The organism is Halodesulfovibrio marinisediminis DSM 17456 (assembly GCF_900129975.1).
Lineage (GTDB): Bacteria > Desulfobacterota > Desulfovibrionia > Desulfovibrionales > Desulfovibrionaceae > Halodesulfovibrio > Halodesulfovibrio marinisediminis.
The window spans coordinates 83,480-105,687 of the sequence record NZ_FSRG01000009.1 but is presented as its reverse complement, the minus strand read 5'-3'; the positions used below and the strand labels follow the sequence as shown (position 1 = coordinate 105,687).

The 22,208-nt window shown below is 41.0% G+C and carries 11 protein-coding genes; 5 read left to right on the top strand and 6 right to left on the bottom strand.

Going from position 1 to position 22,208, the window contains the following annotated elements; genetic code table 11:
* The 5 genes from BUR09_RS16355 to BUR09_RS16335 all read left to right on the top strand — a co-directional run.
* Positions 1-1,560 (top strand): type IV secretory system conjugative DNA transfer family protein (locus tag BUR09_RS16355; protein ID WP_074218017.1); only part of this gene is annotated, 1,560 nt, incomplete at its 5' end.
* Complete coding sequence (traF, locus tag BUR09_RS16350) at positions 1,551-2,063, top strand: conjugative transfer signal peptidase TraF (protein ID WP_074218016.1); 513 nt, start codon at positions 1,551-1,553, stop codon at positions 2,061-2,063. The genes BUR09_RS16355 and traF, both read left to right, overlap by 10 nt.
* Before the next feature lie 12 nt (positions 2,064-2,075).
* A complete protein-coding gene (locus tag BUR09_RS16345) occupies positions 2,076-2,288 on the top strand; it encodes a hypothetical protein (RefSeq protein ID WP_074218015.1) in 213 nt (70 codons plus the stop codon).
* 6 nt (positions 2,289-2,294) lie between these two features.
* Positions 2,295-4,403, top strand: coding sequence for a zincin-like metallopeptidase domain-containing protein (locus BUR09_RS16340; protein ID WP_074218014.1), 2,109 nt, complete (start codon positions 2,295-2,297; stop codon positions 4,401-4,403).
* Between the two features lie 71 nt (positions 4,404-4,474).
* Positions 4,475-6,571 carry a DNA topoisomerase III gene (locus BUR09_RS16335; RefSeq protein ID WP_074218013.1) on the top strand — a complete coding sequence of 699 codons (2,097 nt, stop codon included), beginning with the start codon at positions 4,475-4,477 and terminating at the stop codon, positions 6,569-6,571.
* A 52-nt stretch (positions 6,572-6,623) separates the two neighbouring features.
* Here BUR09_RS16335 and BUR09_RS16330 read toward each other — a convergent pair whose 3' ends face one another.
* The 6 genes from BUR09_RS16330 to BUR09_RS16300 form a co-directional block, all read right to left on the bottom strand.
* Complete coding sequence (locus tag BUR09_RS16330; RefSeq protein WP_074218012.1) at positions 6,624-7,940, bottom strand: SIR2 family protein; 1,317 nt, start codon at positions 7,938-7,940, stop codon at positions 6,624-6,626.
* Positions 7,941-8,326: 386 nt separating this feature from the next.
* The gene (locus tag BUR09_RS16325) at positions 8,327-14,464 is read right to left on the bottom strand and encodes a hypothetical protein (protein ID WP_074218011.1); all 6,138 of its coding nucleotides are present in this window, start codon (positions 14,462-14,464) and stop codon (positions 8,327-8,329) included.
* An 892-nt stretch (positions 14,465-15,356) separates the two neighbouring features.
* Positions 15,357-16,997 (bottom strand): ankyrin repeat domain-containing protein, encoded by a 1,641-nt coding sequence (locus BUR09_RS16315; RefSeq protein WP_074218009.1) that lies wholly within the window; start codon positions 16,995-16,997, stop codon positions 15,357-15,359.
* Between the two features lie 24 nt (positions 16,998-17,021).
* On the bottom strand, positions 17,022-19,802 hold the full coding sequence (locus tag BUR09_RS16615; RefSeq protein WP_084539536.1) for a formylglycine-generating enzyme family protein: 2,781 nt from the start codon (positions 19,800-19,802) through the stop codon (positions 17,022-17,024).
* Positions 19,803-19,806: 4 nt separating this feature from the next.
* The gene (locus tag BUR09_RS16305; RefSeq protein WP_175566057.1) at positions 19,807-20,760 is read right to left on the bottom strand and encodes an AAA family ATPase; all 954 of its coding nucleotides are present in this window, start codon (positions 20,758-20,760) and stop codon (positions 19,807-19,809) included.
* Entirely contained in the window at positions 20,750-22,174 is a 1,425-nt protein-coding gene (locus BUR09_RS16300; RefSeq protein ID WP_074218007.1) for a hypothetical protein, read from the bottom strand. Before BUR09_RS16300 ends, BUR09_RS16305 begins: the two co-directional genes overlap by 11 nt.
* Between the last annotated feature and the right edge of the window lie 34 nt (positions 22,175-22,208).

Sequence of the window (22,208 nt, the reverse complement as noted above, 5' to 3'; positions counted from 1 at the left end):
CGATCAGGTAAAGGCGTCGGGCTTGTTTTGCCTACACTTCTGAGCTGGAAAGAAAGCCTCATTGCCCTCGATATTAAGGGGGAAAACTGGGCACTCACTGCCGGATGGAGACAAAAGCAAGGGCACAGAGTGTTACGCTTTGAGCCGACAGACGAAACCGCCAGCGGTGCGCGTTTCAATCCGCTGCAAGAAATCCGCTTACACACTGCCCACGCGATCGCAGACACGCAGAACATCGCCAGCATGATCGTTGATCCAGACGGCAAAGGGTTAAAAGACTACTGGAACAAAGCCGCCTTTGCCCTTCTTGGCGGAGCTATTTTACATTGTCTGATTGTGACTCTTCAGAACAAAAAGCGCATTGCAAACCTAAGCGACCTTGGATTGATGCTCGCTGATCCAGAGAAAGATAACGCAATTCTCTTTCAAGAAATGCTTGTTGCTGAACATGCAACCTTCCTGCAGGAGGCACTCGGAGCAAGCAAAGAAGAAGCATTAAGCGTTCAACGCTTCATTGCATCCTCAGCTCGTGAAATGCTCAACAAGGCTGATAACGAGCTGTCCGGTGTCGTTTCAACCGCCGTTGCAAACCTAGCCTTGTATCGAGATCCGATCGTTGCAGCCAACACGGCTGAGTGCGACTTTCGTATTGATGATCTGATGAACTATGAGGCTCCGGTATCACTCTACTTGGTAATCCGCCCTTCAGATATCGATCGTCTTCGACCGTTAATCCGCCTTATCCTCAACATCATTCTGCGTCGTCTTACTGAAGACATGGAGTTTGAGGACGGACGTTCTGTTGCCGGCTACAAGCATCAGCTCCTGCTTATGATGGATGAGTTTACGTCCCTCGGTCGTCTGGAAATCTTCGAGCGCTCTCTTGCTTTCATGGGTGGTTTCGGCCTGAAAGCTTATTTCATCGTGCAGGACCTAACGCAGCTCCACGCAGCGTACTCCAAAGATGAAAGCATCATGAGTAACTGCCACGTGCGAATCGCTTATGCTCCCAACAAAGTTGAAACAGCGAAGGTGCTTTCTGACATGACCGGTAAAACAACAGTTGTCACAAAGAAAACATCTCTCTCCGGAAGCCGCTCCGGACACCTTGGCCGAGCCAGTGTGAGTGTAGGTGAAACTGGCCGTGCCCTTCTTACTCCGGACGAATGCATGAGGCTTCCTGGCGCAAAAAAAGACGCCAACATGCAGATCATTGAAGCCGGCGACATGCTCGTTTTCCCAGCCGGCTTTCCGCCAATCTACGGCAGACAGATCCTCTACTTCCTTGATCCTGTCTTCTCAGAACGAGCAAAGGTGAAGGCACCGCTGGCCTCCGATCGTCTTGTTCCGGAGAAAAAGAAGGCTGAAGAAAAAAGCGGATCTCCAGTTGTCTACACGGTAGAGCCAGCCACAACAAAAGCCTCTGAACCGGACGTTCCAGAGTGCAACGTGGAACATGAACCAGTCTTTGAAAAAGAGCCAACCTACGACGGTGAAGAACCGGATTTCGATGATCTTGGAATTGAAGAACCGGACTTTGAGGAGGAATCATGCGCGTAACTCTGTTCTTTGTTTGTGGCGTCACACTCCTTCTCACTAGTACCTTTCATTTGGGATATCGGATCAACCTCACCCACTCTGAGCCAATCGGACTCTACAAACTGGAAAGCGCTCCGCCGGCACGAGGTGACTTGGCAACCTTCTGCCTCCCCCCGGAGAATTCCTACAACGCTGTTTCAGCAGAACGAAACTATCTTGGCACAAGTGCTCTCTGCCCTTCAGGTCAAAAGCCTCTTTTAAAGGAAGTCTCGGGACTGGCCGGAGACTCAGTCACAGTTCATTCAAGCTTGATTCAAGTGAATGACATGCTCTTCATTCTCACAAGCCGAACACGCGACAGCCAAGGCCGGAAGCTGCCTCGCAAACTCCACAACGGAGTCATCCCTGAAGGAAAAGCGCTTCTGCTCTCCACCCACAACAAGAATAGTTTTGACAGCAGATATTTTGGTCTTGTGGATGCATCAAAGCTCCGCAAAGTAATTCCCATTTTCACCTTTAACTAATTGGAGTCAATCATGACAATTACCACAGAACAGTACCTACACGAAGCGGCATTGCAGTCTGACTCAGACGCAACTGAGCTGGCTGAATTCAATGAAGGCGTTCCTGTTGATCCGGACGTAGCCGATCACATGGGCGCGTTTGAAGAGGTAGCGCTGCGCTTCAAGGATCTGGACAAGCCACTTAATCGTGAGCTGCTGGAAAAAACCCTCAAAGAAATGAGGTAATCGTGTATGTCTGCCAAAAGAAAAACATTCCATCAGGAGTTTGCAGAGCAGATTATCGACGACTTAAAAAAAGGCACTGCGCCTTGGCAAAAGCCGTGGAAAGCCGGCGAATTCCATCCACCGTTCAATCCCATCTCTGGCACCGTCTACAGCGGTGTTAACTTTGTCTCACTTGCACGTGAAGGCATGGAAGACCCGCGCTTTGTAACGTTCAACCAAGCCAACGCCGAAGGTTTGCGTATCAAAAAAGGATCTAAATCCCGTCCTGTCGTCTTCTGGCAGTTTACAAAAGAAGAAAATGTCCTCGATGACGACGGCAAGCCAATTCTGGATGAGGAAGGAAAACAGCAGAAAGAAACGTTTCTGCTTGAACGCCCTATTCTACGCTTTGCAAGCGTGTTCCACGCCACACAAGTCGAAGGAATGCCGGAGTGGAAAGGACAGGATGTTAGCTGGAATCCGCACGAACGTAGTGAAGCGATTCTCGAAGGCTCCGGCGCATCCATTAGCCACGACCAGCGCGACCGCGCATTCTTCTCTTACACATTAGACAAAATCAAACTTCCTCCCAAAGACAAATTTGATTCTCAGGACAAATACTATGCGACGGCTCTTCATGAATTAGGTCACTGGACTGGTCATGAAAAACGCTGGAAAGGCAGTGAACGAACCTTCGGCCCAAAAGGCACTCAGGAGTATGCCAGAGAGGAATTGAATGCTGAAATCGCCAGCTGGATGGTCAGCATGGAAGTCGGTCTTGAATATGATCGCGGCCGACACCTCGCCTACGTAGACAGCTGGATTCAGGCTCTCGAGAAAGATCCTTACGAGATTATGCGCGCCTGCCAGACCGCAGAACGCATCAAAGGTCATATGCTCGGCTTTGAAAAGGGTATCAAAATGGAAGACCAGAAAGAAAAAAACATCACAAAAGAAAAGGTCAAAGAGCAAGAGCCTGAGCAAACTCTTAGCCAACTGGCTAAAGAAAAGACTTACCTTGCTGTCCCATATTCTCAAAAGAACACAGCCAAGAAGCTTGGAGCCAAATGGGATGGCAGAAAAAAAAGCTGGTACGCTCCGGAAGGCTCAGATCTGACATCACTCAGCCAATGGCTTCCTGACGGAAAACAAAAAGAAGAAAAGCCTCAGATGGCTCCTGAACAGGAGTTTGCTCAAGCATTGCGTGAGGCCGGTCTGATCGTGGAGGGCCTGCCTATCATGAACGGCGAACTTCAGCGAGTCCGCGTTGAAGGCGGCAAGCAAAACAAAAAAGACGGTGCGTATACCGGTTATCTAGACGGTCGCCCTGCCGGCTTTATTGAAAACCATAAAACCGGTCTACGAACAAACTGGAAAGCAAACGGACACAAGCTTTCTCCTGAAGCAATGGCCAAAATAAAAGCCAACGCTGCTATGAGGCAGGAGGCTCGCGACTTAGAGCGCAGAGAAGCACAGGAACAAGCCGCAAAACGTGCGTATGCCAAATGGAGAAACGCGAAAGGCTGGGCACCAGAAGATCAGCCGTACCTCAAAAAGAAAGGGGTAAAAAGTCACGGCACTAAAATCGACATGCACGGCAACTTGCTTATCCCAGGTCGCGACTCGAGCGGTCGAATCCAAACAATGCAAACCATTACCCCAGAAGGAAAACTCTTCGAGTCTGGAGCCAAGAAACAAGGCGCGTTCCACCTTATCTCGCACTATTCAGGCACAAACCCAAAACAGCCACTTCTTATTGCCGAAGGCTATGCCACGGCTGCGAGCATCCACGAAGCAACGCACAAGCCAGTCGCAGTAGCATTCGACGCTGGGAACCTCGAACCAGTGGCAAAAGAACTGAAAAAAGCCTTTCCTGACGCGCCATTCGTGTTTGTTGCAGACGATGACCATACCCAGAAAAAAAATCCTGGTATCAGCAAGGCTCGCGCAGCAGCAAAATCTGTAGGTGGAGTTGTTGTTAAACCAAAGCTGACTGAAGCAGAGAAAGCAAAAGGACTCACCGACTTCAACGACATTCACCAAGAGCGCGGTTTAAACGCACTAAAAGTTGAGTTGAATGCCGGTATTCGCAAAGCGCTCAGCAAAACACAAAGTCAGGAACTCATCCCGCAATAACACTTCAGCGTCCCGCAACTCTGCGGGACGCTCCTCTCCCCTCTATCCCACCAAACTAAAAAGGATACATCATGCGATTATTCATAGCTGAAAAACCCTCTCTTGGCCGAGCTATTGCCGAAGGACTAGGCAGCCCTCAAAAAAACGAAGGCTACATTACTTGCGGAGACGACACCGTGACATGGTGCTTCGGACATTTGCTCGAGCTTGCAAACCCAGATGACTACAAGCCTGAATGGAAGAAATGGGATGCAAACGCACTCCCGATCATACCTGACGAATGGAAGGTTCTTCCGCGCAAAGGTGTTGCTAAGCAGCTCAACGTCATCAAAAAGCTTCTGAAGAAAGCTGACGTTGTCGTCAACGCCGGTGATCCGGATCGTGAAGGTCAGCTGCTCGTTGATGAAGTGCTTGAGCATTTTGGATACGTGGGAAATGTTCAACGAATCTGGCTTGCATCCCTTGATGAAAAATCTGTTACAACTGCACTCAGCTCTCTGAAGGACAATAAGGACTTCGCCACGCTCTCACATGCAGCGCTTGCCCGTTCCAGAGCCGACTGGCTGACAGGGATTAATGCTACGCGAGCAATGACATTGCTTGGCCGATCTAAAGGAATGCAGGGTGTGTTATCTCTTGGCCGAGTACAAACTCCTACCCTAAACTTGATCGTCACACGCGACAAAACAATCTCTAATTTTAAGCCACAAAAATACGCGGTCGTTCAAGCTACATTGAATCACGAAAATGGATCTTTCAAAGCCCAGCTCCAGCCCTCTGAAGACATGACGGGATTAGACGAAGAAGGCCGTCTCATTGATACGGCAAAAGCTGAAGCAATTGCAAAAGAGGCGGCAAACCAGACAGGAACGATCGTTGAAGCGACTTCGCAGAAAAAGACCGTTCATCCACCGCTGCCGCATTGCCTATCCTCTCTGCAGAAGGCTGCTTCAGCAAAATTCGGCATGTCGGCCAAAGAGGTCCTGGACATTGCCCAACGTCTCTATGAAAAAAAGCTGACAACATACCCACGTTCTGATTGCCGCTACCTTCCTGAAGAACAATTTGACGATGCTCAACGCATTCTTCAGGCGCTCTCCTCTGCTCCAGTATTTGAAACAGCAAATCCTCAACTGAAATCAAAAGCCTGGAACACAAAAAAAGTGACAGCGCACCACGGGATCATTCCAACCGGACAAGTGCTGGCAGATCTTCCGGAAAAAGACGCTAAACTCTTTGAGCTGATCAGTACGACCTACGCACTCCAGTTTCATCCTCCTCTCATTTATGAAGCCAAAAAGATTGTGTCCGAAGTTGCTGGGTACCTTTGGTCTACGACAGGTCAGACAACGCTCGAAGCCGGCTGGACAACGTTTGACAAACAACCGGATGAACAAGCGCTGTCGGCAGTTAAAAAGGCTGATGAAGTGTCTTGTACGGAATCAAAAGTTGAGATGAAACAAACAAAGCCCCCTGCAAAATTTACAGAGGGCACACTCATCGCAGCTATGGCTAGCATTCACCGCTTTATCGATGACACAGAAGCAAAGAAGACGCTAAAAGAAAATGAAGGCATCGGTACCGAAGCCACACGCGCCGGCATTATCGAAACACTGAAACAACGCGGTTACATCAAAACCGATAAAAAGAATCTTATCTCAACCGAACTCGGCCAACACATTATCACCCTTACCCCTGAACAATTGAAAGATCCGATCACAACAGCGCTCTGGGAATCTCGCCTAAGCGCGATCGCAGCCGGCACGGAACAATTCGACACCTTCATGTCAGATCAAGCGCACCTACTGCCAGTCCTCATTACGCCAATAACTGAATCAGCCGGCACAGGGCTACAAGGGCATCCCTGCCCAGAATGCGGTAAAACACTCAGAAGGCTTCCTTCCAAAAAAGAAAAAGGTAAATTCTTCTGGGCCTGCTTTGAACACGACAAGCCTGTGTTTCTTCCAGACATAAAAGGAAAGCCTGGAACAAAACAAACAAAAACAAAACTTCTTCAAGCCCCATGCCCTGAAGAAGGCTGCGACAAAGTAATGCGCCGTTTTGAATCAAAGAAAAAGAAAGGCACGTTCTTTTGGGTCTGCGAGAACAAGGAGCATCCGCTAAGAAGTGATGATAATGAGACGCCTGGTGAGGCGATTAGGATGTAGAAAAATATTAATAGAAAAGCGGGAAGACATTCCTTCCCGCTTTCATGCCTGTTCAACTTATTGCTATGTTTTTAAGAAAGGTTGGTATTTCAGAATATTCATCAACCCAAATTGTCTTGAGCCCAAGATTTCTTGCGTCTTGTTCCTCAAAAATTTTTGCCATCCCGTCAAGAGCTTCGGTCGATGATAAAGATTTTTTAATGATATAATGCGCTGGAGAGGAACTTCCCTTTTTACGATTCGCGACATCAAGCAAACGGCGAAGATTAGGGTCAGTGAAGCTAAGTCCAATAAAGAGGCAGGTGTTTTCATTCAACTTAATTAGCTGAATCAAATTTGACCAACTAAAAGGTTCAATAAATTGAGTGTGATAGGAGTCTTCGCTGAAAACAATATCTATATCTTTAGGTAGCGGCCCAGCCTTAGGTAGATACCCATGAACATGATATATAGGCAACTCATTTGGACCATGAGTCATACCTTCTTTATAAATGGTTCTATAGGGTACATTTTCCCTTTTAAGATTTTCTTCAATTAACGAGTCAAAATTAAACGTAATAATAGAATCAAGTGATCTTGACGCTCTTTGTGGGCGGGAAAGATCAACTATCGAGTCAATTAGAGCACACCGTTCTGTTTTTTTTAAGTACAGCGAATTTCTTACTTCTTGAAGAAAATTATCACCAAAATGATTTTTCAGATACTTTCCGAGAATTAAGGAAGAAGGTGCATAGTCCTTTTGAAAATCAAACACAGAAGCCTCATCAAAAGGAATTGAACGGGCTTCTGAAGCATTCCTTATCATCGAGCTCAGAAGTCTAAATAAAAGATCGTCCCAAGTGGGTATACCTGCCCCAATCGATACTCCGGCTCCACAAACCAGAGTAAGCCTTCCTGTTTTTAATTTTTTACTCAATTCCTTGGAATAATGTAAGGTATTTTGTTCCTTAGCCCCTGAGGCACTCTCAAAAACATCCTTTTTTTCCCCTGTTGACAACGACTGAATTAATTTTTCAATTACCCCGTCAGAGCTTGTTGAATCTAAGTAATCATAGTTCGTCAAATAAGAAGGCATAGGAGAAGAATCCAATTTAATTGGAATAATTTTCTTTTCATTAGTTGAAAAGTCCTGGATAGCCATTGATTCTACCTCATGCCTAATCCATTTGCTCTTAAGAGTTGCCCAACTAATTAAAACAATTAAAGCATCCGCACTTTGTATATATCTATTCAGTTTTTGAGCAAAACTCTTACTCGAATTAACTTTACCCGTAGCTTTAATGATCTTGTGGCCAGCTTTAATTAAAGCATTCTCCAACAGCGCAGCATAGTGCCTATCTTCTGAGGCATAACTCATAAAAATATTCAAATCATAAAACCTTTATCTAGGATATTAAAAACTAATGAGAAAGAAAGCAGAACATCACTGTTTAATAGAAAATACAACGTATAAACGATTACATTTTTAGGCTCATAATTTATAACCACTTATAAACAAAATTTTTATTAGTTGAGAACCCGCTTCCCACAACATTTTCCTGTTAAATAGCCCACACCGCACGTTTTAAGTGTGCCTCTAAAAACAATCACAACTACGCCTACTTTTTGTTGACTTCCAACTGAAACTCCAAATTGCTAAAATTTAGCAATAACCTGTAAAGCATTACAAGTATGAGTTGCTAGTTTCACTCTTTTTCCTTTAGCTTTAAGACGGTATGCTTCCCCGTAGCGATTGAACAACTATCTTCCTAAAAACTAAGCACAACTTTTAAGTAAACAAATCACATCACCAAACCGCTGCTTCTCAACAGGAAGCAATCTCTCCAGTTGTTCGATATCTTTACAACAAGCTTGTGCAGGAGCTTTTTTAGGGAGCTTAAGGGCATATGACATAAGCTTTGCTCCAAGCCAATCCAGCCTAGTAGATTCATCCTCATAGGCTGCAGCTGAAAGCAGAATCGCGTATAGCCCCGCCTTTGCGTCCTCTGGACAGTCATAATATGGAGCTTCTGCTATAAGCCCCTTACAAAGTGACTCCGCTAATTCTGTTGAAGTTTGGGTTCCAGCTATACCAGCAAGAGAGTGCAAGACAAAAAAGTACCTTCTTTTTTCATCGTATTCAGAATACCGAATTGGTTTCTCTGAAATAGATTGAACAAGTTCCTCCAAGCCTTTCTCATCAAATCTACTGTAAAAAGTTAATGTTATTAGCTTAACAGCTTCTATTTCACTTCTAGAAGTCACAAATTTGCTAATAACATTATTAATAGCTTCATACGCTTTTTCAAACTCCCCTGTTACATACTTCCATTTCTGGTGTCCTTCTAAGGGCCCACAACAGTATGCTTTTATATGGGTTTGCTCAGACAAAGATTCAAAATAGGTTTCAACTTTCTTTTTGTGCTTTTGGCTAAAGCCAACTTTAGAAGAGTCGTTACAAAGAATATTTAATTGTCCTATTAATTCAGCATGCAAGGAGTAGGCGGAGAGGTCGATACGCATCCAAAGTGGCTCTTTATAGAAGTTTAAAAAATCACAGGTAGTAATCCCTGCAGATAAACTTCCACACCACTCCGTAAATTTCTTATGATCAACATAATTTTTCACAATTTTCAGTAAAGCCTGACAATGAACAAAAGCTGCTAAACGCTTCCAGTAAACAGGACAATCGAAAAGTTCTTCTTGTGTGTCGATTACCTTCAAGCAAAAACTCAATAGTTGTGGAAAAATATCATAGAATTGACAATCCACTCCTATCTCATAGCTTTCAGAACATAAGCGTTCGATGGCTTCGTCCATAAAACGACTATAGACACAGTCAGAATTTTTGCGCGCACTTACAATAGACAGTAACGCTAATAGCTCTATTGGAGTAAGATCATCTTTCTTATCTTCAATCCAATTGATAAAAAATGAATCTCCCAAGTACTCATAACACGCCGGAACGACAACATCATTTCTTACCGCAGCAGCTAAGCAATAACTCAATACTCTTTGTGGATCTTGCTTTAATAATGAGTCATGCAGTGGAAGAAGTGTATCACTTAAGTACTCATCAAAGTTTGCGGCATTAGTTACAGGTCCAATTAACATTTCATAATACTGTCTTGAGGATGGAAATAGTAAATCACTACTAATAGCCTCTCCAGCTTGAAGGCGTTTTTCAACTTTAGAAAAAAAGTTACCTGGAGCGTTGCTAATAATATCTATCAAATCTAGCATGTTACCTAATAAAGTGTGATTTTTTCCAACAAGTTCACGAAGTTCAACTAATTTGGGTGGGGTAAAAACACACATCGATGATGCGTTATTAATAGCTGATAGCCGTTCTGCAGAATTTTTAGACAGGTATACTAAGCCAGTGACATCTACTATTGGTTCATCACTATCTTTACTAAATCGTAACACTCCCTCTTCTTGATATCTTACTTCAACTGAGTCACCCTCTAAAGTTTCAATTAGATACGTCCTGTCTGTTTTTTCAACAGATTGATATGCTTTTACTAACGTTTTATGTGAGATTGTTCCAACTTGGTGTACCAGAAACCTTAAATGACAAAATGTTATTATTTCTTCTTGCCTATAAATCCGGTTGGCAAGCTCTTCAGGAACATTAGCCAAAGCATCTAATATGAGCTGCCGTTTATAAAACAGCAGTTCATCATCAGCAACTTCATTTTCAACAAGTAATTGCTTAGAATATTGAACAAAAGACTCTGCGACTTTCTTTGAAAAAGCATCAAGTATAGAAGCATTGGCAGGCAATAGCTTATTGAATATTTCTTGTTGAACCCAACGGCACCAAAGCTTAAACCTATCCAACTTACATTTTCTTGGCTTAAGAAATAATGGCTGAAGCACTCTCTCTACGATCAGTTCAAGTTGCTTTACTTGATCATCTTCAAACTCCTTAACCCTAGAAATCGGTGGGAAGATGTACTGTAGAACCCAAGAGGCTCGGGCATAGACGTCTTCATCCTTGCTTAAAGAAGCCCCCCAAATAGAATGAAGCAAATTCAAACTAGATATAAGGCAATTATCAAAAATATAAAGTCTTTCTTTCTTAGTTAGAAAGCTACTTCCTAATAAGAAATTAACACTTTCACGTGTTCTTTTTATTTTGGCATTTTCTCTTAACTTACCATCATGCATTTTGCAGTTTGAAATCTCACGAAAAAGCTCATCATGATCAAGAGGGAAAGGACCCCATCCACTCTCATAAAGAGATTTTTTGGCTTTTAGAAAGTCCTTATTCGTTACTTGTCCTTGTGCTTTCAAAATAAGAAGCAAGTCATAGGCATTAAGAATCGGAAGATTATTTTCAATATCTGATACCCAACCATAGGAATGCAAAAATCTATCGTCGAATGCTACAGCATCTAACTCACGCGCACCACTTAACGTATGGATTACGGCATTCACAACACCACCATAACGCTGTGCTCTTATATCATCTTCTGAAAAGTTACGTGGCATAAATTGCACTTTTTGGTACGCAAGAGCCTTTTGCAAAATTTTTCGTATGTTTTTAAGAGACCTACAAATTTTCTGTGTATGGTTCTCTAAAGCTAAGTATCCCCGCCATTCCTCGTAAATATGAGGATGAATAAAAACCTCCAAATCTGAATTGACTACTGCATCTATCAACTGCATTTGATGAAGGTAATCAACTGACAGTCTGTCTAAGTAGATAGGAACATCGTCAAAGTTTGTTGTCACTACACCATCTTCGATTTTCCCCCCATTACGTTCAAGAAAATCTAGAGCCTCTTTATAGATATCATCATCTATCTCAGCAGAGCGAAACAACCACTCAACGAGACAATATAAAGGCAAAATCCTGTCTTTGTATTCCCCTAATTCAGCTTCTTTATCCATTAATGACCCACTTTGATAAATTTTACCAGGATGGACAAAAAAACCTTTTCTTTGAGCAGCAGAAACAAGCAATTGAGCATCTTCAAGCCCTACTTCATGCAAAAGAAAATCTGGCACAGCAAAACCATCAACGGACAATACTCTATCCGACAAGATCCCTATTAGCTGTTTTGATTTTTCAATCACAGAAGGTTGATGGTGAGTTACGTAGCCGTGCTCACGATGCAATATAAACATAATATTAGGGGCAACCATCACAGTCTCAAAGTAATCAATTACATCATTCAAAATTCCCATCTGATACAACAACATAATTGTTGTAATATCTAACGATATCTTTTTAATCTTTGCTTTGGTAGCATGTTGCAATAAGGAAATGGCAGGACAAAGTCCTCTGTAACGAACATCACACTTTTGAGAAACAAGATAGTAGTTTGACAAGGGGAGTGAGAATTCTTCGACAAAAAAATGAACTGGAATTTCAGCTAACTGAAAAGACTTGGCCATTCGTTGACGATCATTACCACTTTGCTCGACAAATGAAACAACTTCAGATAGCGGGACTTTTTTAATCAACGAACTTTCACAGTCCATTTCGGCAGCGATATGAATCCATCTTGATGCTAAGTCATCATGTCCTGCCAACGATGCGATTCTATGTGCACCGATTAACACTTCTTGAGTGTCAGATGATTTTTTTACAGCCGCTGTAGCCAATTTGACTGCTTCTTCTTGAGCCGTATGAACAACAGCGTTACCCATAAAAAGTAAAAACGAGGCTGAATATAGAGAAAGTTCAGGCAACTCTCGTATAACAATCGAAGTCACCCTATCCCATTCACCAAGAGTCAAAGCAATATTGATCTCAAGCCAAACAGTTTGTTCTGTTTTGTCACAATATTCTAATTGGGGGAAAAATCGTTTGGCATCAACAATTCTCCCTAAATCATATAGGCACGACGCCTTATAGAATTGCAACATGGGAGACATTTTTACCAACTCAGGGCACTTGTCCAAAAACTTCAAAAGAGATTCATTACCTCTTCCATTTCGCCATGCACACTGAACATAAGCAAGAGCATTTTTTACCTTAGACTCCACTCTATATAGCTCAAGGGTGTATCTTTCCAGTTCATCAAAATTATTTGAATCCTGTAGCGCTTTGATAAGATTTTCTAAATTAACAATCGTTCCATTGTTAGAATAATTATTAAGAGCCTTCTCTACAGGTGTATCCCCTGTCACATCTTCAAATTTCAATTCCAGTTGAGCTAAAACATCATCAGGTACCAAATCGCGATAGTTGACAAGAGCTGACTTAGCTTTTGAAATTTCCCTACTGTTTATATAGCAATCAATAAGTCTTGGAGAAAAAAAACTTTTATCCTTATCAGATAAATCGATCCAATAGTCTTCAATTTCTTGGATCACAGTGCTGTACAATTCACGATGATTACCTACAGCAGTATGCTGTGACAGTTCTTCAACAGTAAACCTTCTAACACGCATAATGTCTTCAAAATACTTATCAAATCGTTCCCAATCTACTTGAATAGAAAACACAAGAATATGCTCTAGCCAAATAAGATCTTGAGGAAATTCTTTAAATTTTGACTGCAGTCGCTCTCGCTCCTTAGAGGACTGTTTTGGATCTATTAGACGCAACAAACTCTGAATATAGTCAAGTTCTGCTAGAAAATCGCCTAGACGTAATTGTCTCGCCTGATTAAAAGCTTTTTTAAAATAACAAGATGCCAGTTCTAAATACTTTGATTGTTCCCCCCCCTCACCGGCATGTTTAACTACTTCAATCAATCTTCCATCCAAAATTGAGGGATGGAAGCACTCAGAGAACATTTGGCACAATGCAAAATTGCCAATCATACAATTCATAGCAGGATATTTTTCAAAATTTTTCAAAAAATTACTCTGCAGAAACAACTGTATTTGTTCGCAACGCCTGTTCTTAATTAATAGCGGTAAGAGATTTAACCATCCAGCTAAGTTAAAAGTTTCATCACCCATCTCCAATGAATCAAACCAGTCTAAGGCTTCATCTTCGCTCCTGTAATTCATAAGAATAAACAACAAACAACCATATGCGTCTGCTGTCTTATCTTTCTGTAATATCCCGATGGCCTCATCAACCGTGCCTAATGAAATAGCAATTAATGCTTTTAATATTGATATGTTATTTTGAGTTTCTTTCGTGCCTGACAAATACTCCTTTGCTAACTCAATACGACCTGCACTAGCTTCTATTCGAGCAATCCAATACTCAATATCCTCTTTTATATCTGCCGCTGCAGCTAGCCTCCCTGTTTTTGAAACATCTTTTTCTAATCTCTTAAGCCAATCTAAAGTGGTTGAAGTAGAAACGCAGAAGCGACTCTCAAGTATCCTCTTTAATTCTTTCTTCGCATCTTCCGAATGATGAGCTTGGATTGAAACTGCAGACGTTAATGGCCAGGCTTGTTCCTTATTAGTCTTTTGAAACTCTTCATCCAAACGTTCCAAAATAACAGCTACATCAGCGCGATTTTGAATTGCATTCTCCACTTCAAGTGACAGATATTTTATTACTGTCAAAACAGTTCCACTTACAATGGACTCATTCTCACCAGAATGAGAACTTAAAGAAATTATCAAATAACTAAGGGAAGCTTCATCTATCGGACTTCCAATAAGGGAAATTCTAGCAGCAGTTAGCGCCGCAGCTTGAACATCAGGAGACGACAGCCAGTCCCGAACGTATGGTTGACGCAGAAAATTAGGAACACGATATCGTTCTTCAACAAAATATTTAGCTTTTCTCCACAACGAAGCATCAGGTGACAACTCTAACAATCGATCCAACGCTGTCTTCAGATGATTGTTTAGAACTTCCGTCGCAAAACTCTGACCACCCAGCTCACTAGCACCTAGCTGTTTCTTTACATCAGTGAAATGCTTATATCCGGCTTTACCAACGGCTGTTGCAGCAGGTACTAATTTTCCTAAATTTTCTACGGGCATTAATATCACTCCAATTAAACTGACTAACGAGCTAATACGCTATTAAATTCACCCATCTTCATCAAGGCAACACTCTGAAATTCTAATCTTTTCAAAAAAAAATCTAACATCTCGGCAGCAAAAAAGGAGGTTACAAACACAACCTCCTTTTCATATTCCCGTCCAGTTTTTTTCACGCTCAGTAATAAAATATCAACGCCTTCCCTAAAATCTTTCGATACGGACAAAACTCTTTGCAATAACCGAATTAACAAAACAGAGATTTTCGATAACGCATCTGTTTATCATACGGCTAGTTCAATGCGAAAACCTCGATTTACTCAACACCAATTCATCAGAATTCTCAATAGAATTGAAGCCAGAAGAAAGGTTGTCGATCTCTACCGGGAACATGGCCTCGATTCTATGACATCTACAAGTAAAAATCGAAACATGGTGGAATAAAAACATCTGACATAAAAGAAATGAGAAAACTTACAGAGAAAAACCATTGACTAACTTGAAGCGCCAGCTGAGAAACGTAGTAGATAGATTTTATGACAAAAAAACATAGTCTGAGAATTCAAACGTCCTAAGCCGCCCAGAGCCGGTGCGTTCTATATACAACTATTAAACCTGATCAACGAGACGATGTGCCCGTAATTAAATTACAACTTTAACTAGCCAGAATAATCCCCATCACCCAACGCCCCCTACGAAAAATAAATAACCTGGTCTGAACTTTTGGAGTTATGATTTCTGAAAAACTCAAGTTATGCTCAGCAGTTGAGATGGAAAGATATAATAACAAAAGTTATTACTGAACCAACAAACACTAGTTCCCAACAAAGAAAAAAGAAAATTTTCAACAGTTCCATGCTTAGTTACCAAGAATTGTTCTTTTTGCGGTCAGCTACCCCGTTAAACTCTTTAAAATATCAACATATCCTTTTCGTTCAGCGAGTGATACCGGTGTATCAAAATCAGCATCTACAACATCACTATCCGCATTAAATTCACACAGCACTCGAACCCCCTCTTTCCATCCATCATAAACAGCATGATGGAGTGGAGTAGATTTGTTGAAATCCTTTGCATCAACCTCAGCCCCAGCCTCAAGTAACGCAATCAAAACACCCAATCGTTTATTATGAACAGCGAGATGAAGGGGGGTAAAGCTATCCATATGTTTACATTCTAAATCAATACCAAAATCGATCATTTTTTTTACATTAAACGTATCTCCTAAAGAAGAAGCACGACATAAATCCTTCTCGTCATATGCCCCTTTTTCAGAAGTAAAAAACAAACGTTTAATAGCAGTATAGTCCATGCGTGATGCAAGTTCAGCTGGTGTAACCCCGAGGGCACTTACGTCACTATTTGCCCCAGCATCCAGCAATATTAAAATTGCAGAAGGGATATTCGCTTGTACAGCAAGATGAAGTGGGCTTAGCCCATTTTTAATTGCTGAATTCACATCTGCTCCAAATTGAATCAACACACTTAACACTTCTAACTTGTTATTAACGACAGCTAAATGTAGTGGAGTCCAGCCGTCAGTATCCGACAAGTCAACTTGCGCCCCAGCATTAAGTAAGCTCATTACTACGTCCAAATGTCCTTTCTCAGTAGCATAGTGCAGAGAGCTCCAACCGTTTTTTGTTACAGCAGTCAAATCTGCACCATGGCTTAGCAGCATACTTAATAAACTATTATGCCCACTCCAACAGGCAAGGTGTAATGGGGTTCTCCCTACAAAATCAGTGCAATCAATGTCAGCATTAGTTTTTATTAACGTTGTAAAGTAAGCTAAGTCCCCAGCAACAGCAGCTTTATGTATATGACTCCATTCTAAATCATCCTGCTTTTCGCCAGCATTTATCTGAGCCAGATTTTGATAAAAGTATTTCGCGGTTCCTGATGACCTATCACTTTCAATCATACAAAAACGGAAAAAAGCTCTATCCTTTGGCTCAGTTCCCTCACCCCACTTATTGCTATTCTTAATTCTCCCAATACGATCAATATCTAAAGAATCTCTTGAACCATACGGTGACACACACCATTCCCATCCAGAAGAAAAAACATCATGCAAACCGAACTGATTGCATATGGCTTCTTTTCTATTAATTTTTTTTACAAAACCGGCAGGATACCCTTCCCTTTGATTCCAGCAGGCATATTTCCATTGCTCGGCCGTTGGTAACAATAATTTGTCATAACGATTGTTGAGATTATATTTCTTCAACCAGTTAAGACAATCAGCTCTAGAAACCCCCACACCAACTCTAGCTTTCTCCCTCTTTCTTTTTGCCCAAGTTTGTGCCCCAATTCTTGCATCTAAAAGCCAAAACCCCTCTTCGCATACCAATTCATTTTTTTGTTCCGATACAAGCAAACCTGGCCTAATCCAACGCATTAAGCACACGTCATCACTCACAACGCAAGTCGCCCATAACCCAAAATTATCTTCTCCCCAAGCTACAGCCCAGTTCGGAGGAAAAGATGTAGGTCCCTCTCCATTGTCAATAAACTTATATACTATAGTCATTCAAAACTCTTAGCTACAATCGTTCTAAACAATCGCAAACCTAAACCCCTGACTCCCAAATTTCACGTCTAGATCCAAACGTCCTCGGCTCGCCGATCGAATACCTGAAGCCGTTGAAAAGTAGCTTCCTCCTCTTAAAACATGCTCGCCCCCCTTTACTGATCCAGTGTAGTCAACAGATTTTTCTTTAGGGTACGGAGCATACCAATCAGCACACCATTCCCAAACATTTCCATGCATTTGAAATAATCCCCATTGATTACAGGGAAATTCTTTTACAGCCTTTACCCCACTTCCACCTTGCCTTCTGTCACCAGTCAACTCCTCCTCATAAAAATTTGCCTGCGTATCATCAATGTGATTTCCAAATGAATAAGCCGTATCAACGCCTGCTCTACATGCATATTCCCACTGTGCTTCAGACGGCAAGACAAAGCCATAATCACCTATTAGGTGGCTAAGCCTACTTAAAAAAATACGACATTCTTCCCATGAAACGCCTGTCACAGGTAACATTCGATTTGAATCACTTATTACCGCCTTTTCTTCCATTACAGCAGTCCACAGAGCATTCGTACAAGTAGTGTCAGCCATCCAAAACCCGTTGGTCAATATCACGTAAAACTGATCTTCAAATTCAGTTCTACCTAATTCATCTAACGAAGATCCCATCAGAAACTCACCAGAATTAATCCAACGCATTCGTTGAACAACTCCCAAAAGTTCCATATCTGCAAAAAGTCCATACTGATCTATTCCACTGTCAATAGCCCACGACATGTTTAAGTCCTGAATTCCCTTAAGCCGTTCAAGTTGGCTTATGTTTACCCAGTCTCCCCTCTCAACAATTGCCAACTGCTTATCGCTCTTCCCTAATAGGGGATTATATTTTTCAACTTCTTTAAAAGAATTCATTATCCATTTTATCTTAGAGTCGTTAAGGGGAAGAGTAGCATATAACCCATCTAATAATTGATAAATTGACTCGGCCCAATCAGGTTTTTGCATCGCTGACAATTCTATGACTTCTTTTGAACTACGTAAGGAGATGCTTCCATTACGAGGAAGATCTACTTCGATAGCATCTTGTACAAGCAATCTTTCAGTGTTGTTTTCTCCTTTCTTTATTTCCAAGCGTTCTTGAACTTCTATTTCTATAAGTACAGGATTCTGCCCTTCTCCACTCTGTATGTTTTCAGCTTCCAAAAGCAAGCTCCCTCCAACTTGCTTTATCTGTAATGTTCTAACTAGCGCTTCTTGTCTATTTTTAGCAAAAGCTAAATCATTCTCAGAAATAACTTCAGGGAAATCACTTGTAACGGAACTCTCTTGAAAAACCTCTGCAAGATATTGAACTAATATATTTGCCCCACTAACTCCTAACACTGACTTATGCTGACGAAATCCCATTCGTTTTGCCCATTCTTGGACCGACTTATTTTGTTTCACCTTTTCTCTTTGAAATTTCATCCACCCAAGATAATGTTTTGCATTTTTCGAAAGAGCTAATTCATAATGACAATCCACCATTTCCCCACGCATGTTAAGTATCCCAACTTGAGTTACTTCCTCTTCCAGCTGAATTTCCGGAGGTAACCAGCCGTGGTATAACTTAATAATTTCTTTTGCTTTAAAAACTAGTGAGAGAGGGAAGTCAGATTCTATTAATAAATTTTGATATTTTTTTCGAGCTGACAAAGATAGCGAGCAAGCCAAGCAAGCTGTATCCATATCAATATGATTCCAGCAAACTCCTTCAATCCCTATATCCGAGTTAGGAATCAACTGTCGTAATGCCCGTAATAATTGTGGTTCAACTCTTACTGCGAGAGAACATAAACTCAACAACTGTTCTACAAGCTTCGGCTCATTTTGATTTAATATATTAGAAGATGAATCAGAAAACTCTATCACATGCATCGTTTTTGCTAAATGCACATTCCAAGCTCTTTTCGGCACGGGAGTTAACACTGTCGGTTTAACACGTTTTTGATGAAACAAATCCGAATAATGCTGCCAAAGTATGCGCTCAGCGTCTTCCCCATAAGCGCCTAAATCAGAAAGAATTAATAGAACATCTTTTTCAGACAAACATTCAAATATATTTATCTGATCGGAATCATTAGTCAGCAATGTTAAATCATCTGTTCGAGAATAAAAGACTTTCACACGATCTTTTCCCAACAACCGAGTTAAGTTGGCAATGACCAAATTATAGTCACTCCAAAAAGGAAAATTTCGTTTAGAATAATCTACGATAATAGTTAGTTGCCTAGCCCATTTTTTGCGTTTTTTCCTTGGAATACTACTTAAAGCTTTAGCAGTGGCAATCAGTTCAATCACCCGTTTTTCTTCAAGATCATGTGAAGAAACTTTTTGGGACAAAAAATTTCTTAATTTTGGCCAAACCGCAGACCAAGATTGAATTGGAACAAAAGGTGGGGGGGGGATCTTTTTTAACTGAGGGAAATGTCCATCCCCTAACTCTTCAATCATTAGGGGAGAACTAGAAGGTTCATCAACTCTTTCACGCAGTACAGGATACCAATAAAACGCTTTCAATTTACTTTCAGTTAACCCGCGCTCATCCTCGAAAGTTTCCTCAACTTTATGTTCAATTATTCTCTGACGACTGAATGCTAAGGTAGGATTTGTAAAATCCCTTTTGTTCCTCCTTAACCTTTTATAATATCCCAACATCTCCGCTATGTGAGTAAAATTCTCTTTCGGAAACATTTGAAGCAGTAAAAACAAATCGGCACGACTCACCATTCCACGACGTTTTTTAAAGCTTTTTAAATTCATTCTATCAGCTTACATCTTTATGAATTGCAAATGAAAACATCTCCTTAACCATCGAGCTATCTTGCAATATATTAATTCCCCCAATCTCCTCTTTATAGGCTGCTAAAAGTTGGGCTAAATCTAAAAACTCACTAAGACCAGGGCGATGATTCGCTCTATATATTTGGCGATCCTCTATTATGATAGATGCCACGCGATATAGTTCATCATTTGATAGCCCGAAATTATTATAGACAGTCGCACGATCTAAAAGCCACTGAATCCCAGCATCTCCGTCAGGCAGCTTCATCTCTAAGACGAAGCATCTACGCAAAAATGCAGCAGATAACTGACGCTCTTCGTTGGTTGTTACTATTACAAGAGGCTGTTCGATAGAGCTATCGAGACACACAGGCTCATTAAGATACGGAACAGTGAATTGATTTTCAGAAAACGCTTCCAACAATGAATCAGGCACATCTGAATCTGCCTTATCAATTTCATCAATTAAGACCACCCAACCTTTCTTACTGTTTTGTCTATCCAGTATTCTTAGTTCATTCAAAGTAGCTGATGAAGGAAGACACGCCGATGAACATTTCTCAATACGTGTTAAAGCATCAAATGGTTGATATGCCCACCACAACACGCCAGGAGTAACATAGTTTTTTGATGCTAACATATCATTTTTTCGAGATAATAAAGTATGAGAACCATCCTCTACTAACTCGAAAGCACATTGGATTTGAGCGTCGCTTAATCGCTGCACACCATCATAATACCACAACAGATCATTGGCTTCAGTTTTGCTTGTTACAACGGTCGAAATGTAATAGCGATTGAATTTTAATGCTGCAGCACGGGCTAACGAACTTTTTCCAATCCCTGGTTCTCCACGAATTAATAAAGGGCGTTTTGCGACTATGGCCGCCTTTACCGTACGCAACACATCATCTTCCCAAAAATAACTATCTTGCACTGCCATCGCCTCCTGTAAAAACCTTCAATTTAAACTCTAACATTTTGAAATCATTAATTGACATAATCCTAAGAGCAGTATCATTTTTTGTTTTATTCACGAAGGCAACATCTACAAAAAACGCAGCCAATTTCTTCGAAGCACTCACATGCAAATCATCATTTATTATCAACACATAAGCGGGAGAATCCGCTCGTGTTCTGGCATCTGCAAACTCCTGCTGTAGTAGCTTCATACAATCAAACGAAGAAGAACTATCGATAAAAGGGAAAGAACTTGATGTCTTAAAAACATTGTACGCTAACATGCAAACATCTTGTTCAGCTCCGTCACTAGTAAAACCTGACTCGATCCCATCCAGTTCGTAATAGTACCTTGATATTGTTTCTGGTTTATATTCTTTATCAAGAAGCGGAGACATCATAGCATCTAAATCTCTGTATTCATCATCAAAGTAGTCGCATTCAAAATAATTTTTAGCAGCTTCTCTCGCTTGCAACTGTTTTTCTCTTGCAACTTCAAGATAACCTGACTTCATTACAAGGATTAAATAAAATAAGCTTTCAAGCTGACTGGCCATCTGATTAACACTTCGCCCCCCATCATCTCTCAACTCCATCGCTGCATTAAAGACATCTTGCAATATATTTTCAGTAGAATTTTTCTTAAGGTATAAATCAACCTCTTTAAAATAATTCGTTGAGACTTTAGTTTGTATAACCTTACATAGTATTTTTTTGATATTATCTGATATTAAAAAATGAAGTGCACTTAAAAACACTCTTCCTTTAATACAAGAAACATCATATCTTACCAAATCACCATTAACACAGTGTTTTGACAACTCTTCTAATCGATCTTCAATAATTTTAATTGAAGACTCAAAAGAATCTACTTTATCTTGTATCTGTTCCAATCCACTTAATGTAACTCTCTCAACATTTGTTATAGGCAGAAAAACAACAAAACAAAGTAAGGGAACCAAGTGTTCAAGAGCAATATATATTTCGTCCTTTCTATCTCCTAATTCATTCTCACAATTACTTACAATCTTGTTTAAACAGTGCGCACTCTTCTTTTTACATTCAAGCCAATTACTTGTTTTAATATACTGAGAACACACTTCGGTTAGCAAAACCAAATTGTCTTCTTTTTGTAATTCATCAAAAAAACTCTCTTTATTTCGGATAAAGTCTGTCAATCCAAGCCGATACATCATCCGGAGAACAGGAACCTTATCGTTTCCTGACAAAGTACAAAGTACTTTTTTCAATTCATGACTGAGCTTGTTGCATTGGCTACTATTACCTATCTCAACTAATTCTCTAGCCATTTTCAAATATTTATACCCAGGCACAATCATTTTTATAGCTTTATAGAGATTTGAGTATGGAAACCCCTCAGAACTTAACACATCCCCTCTCTTCAGTAATTCGATATAAATTCAA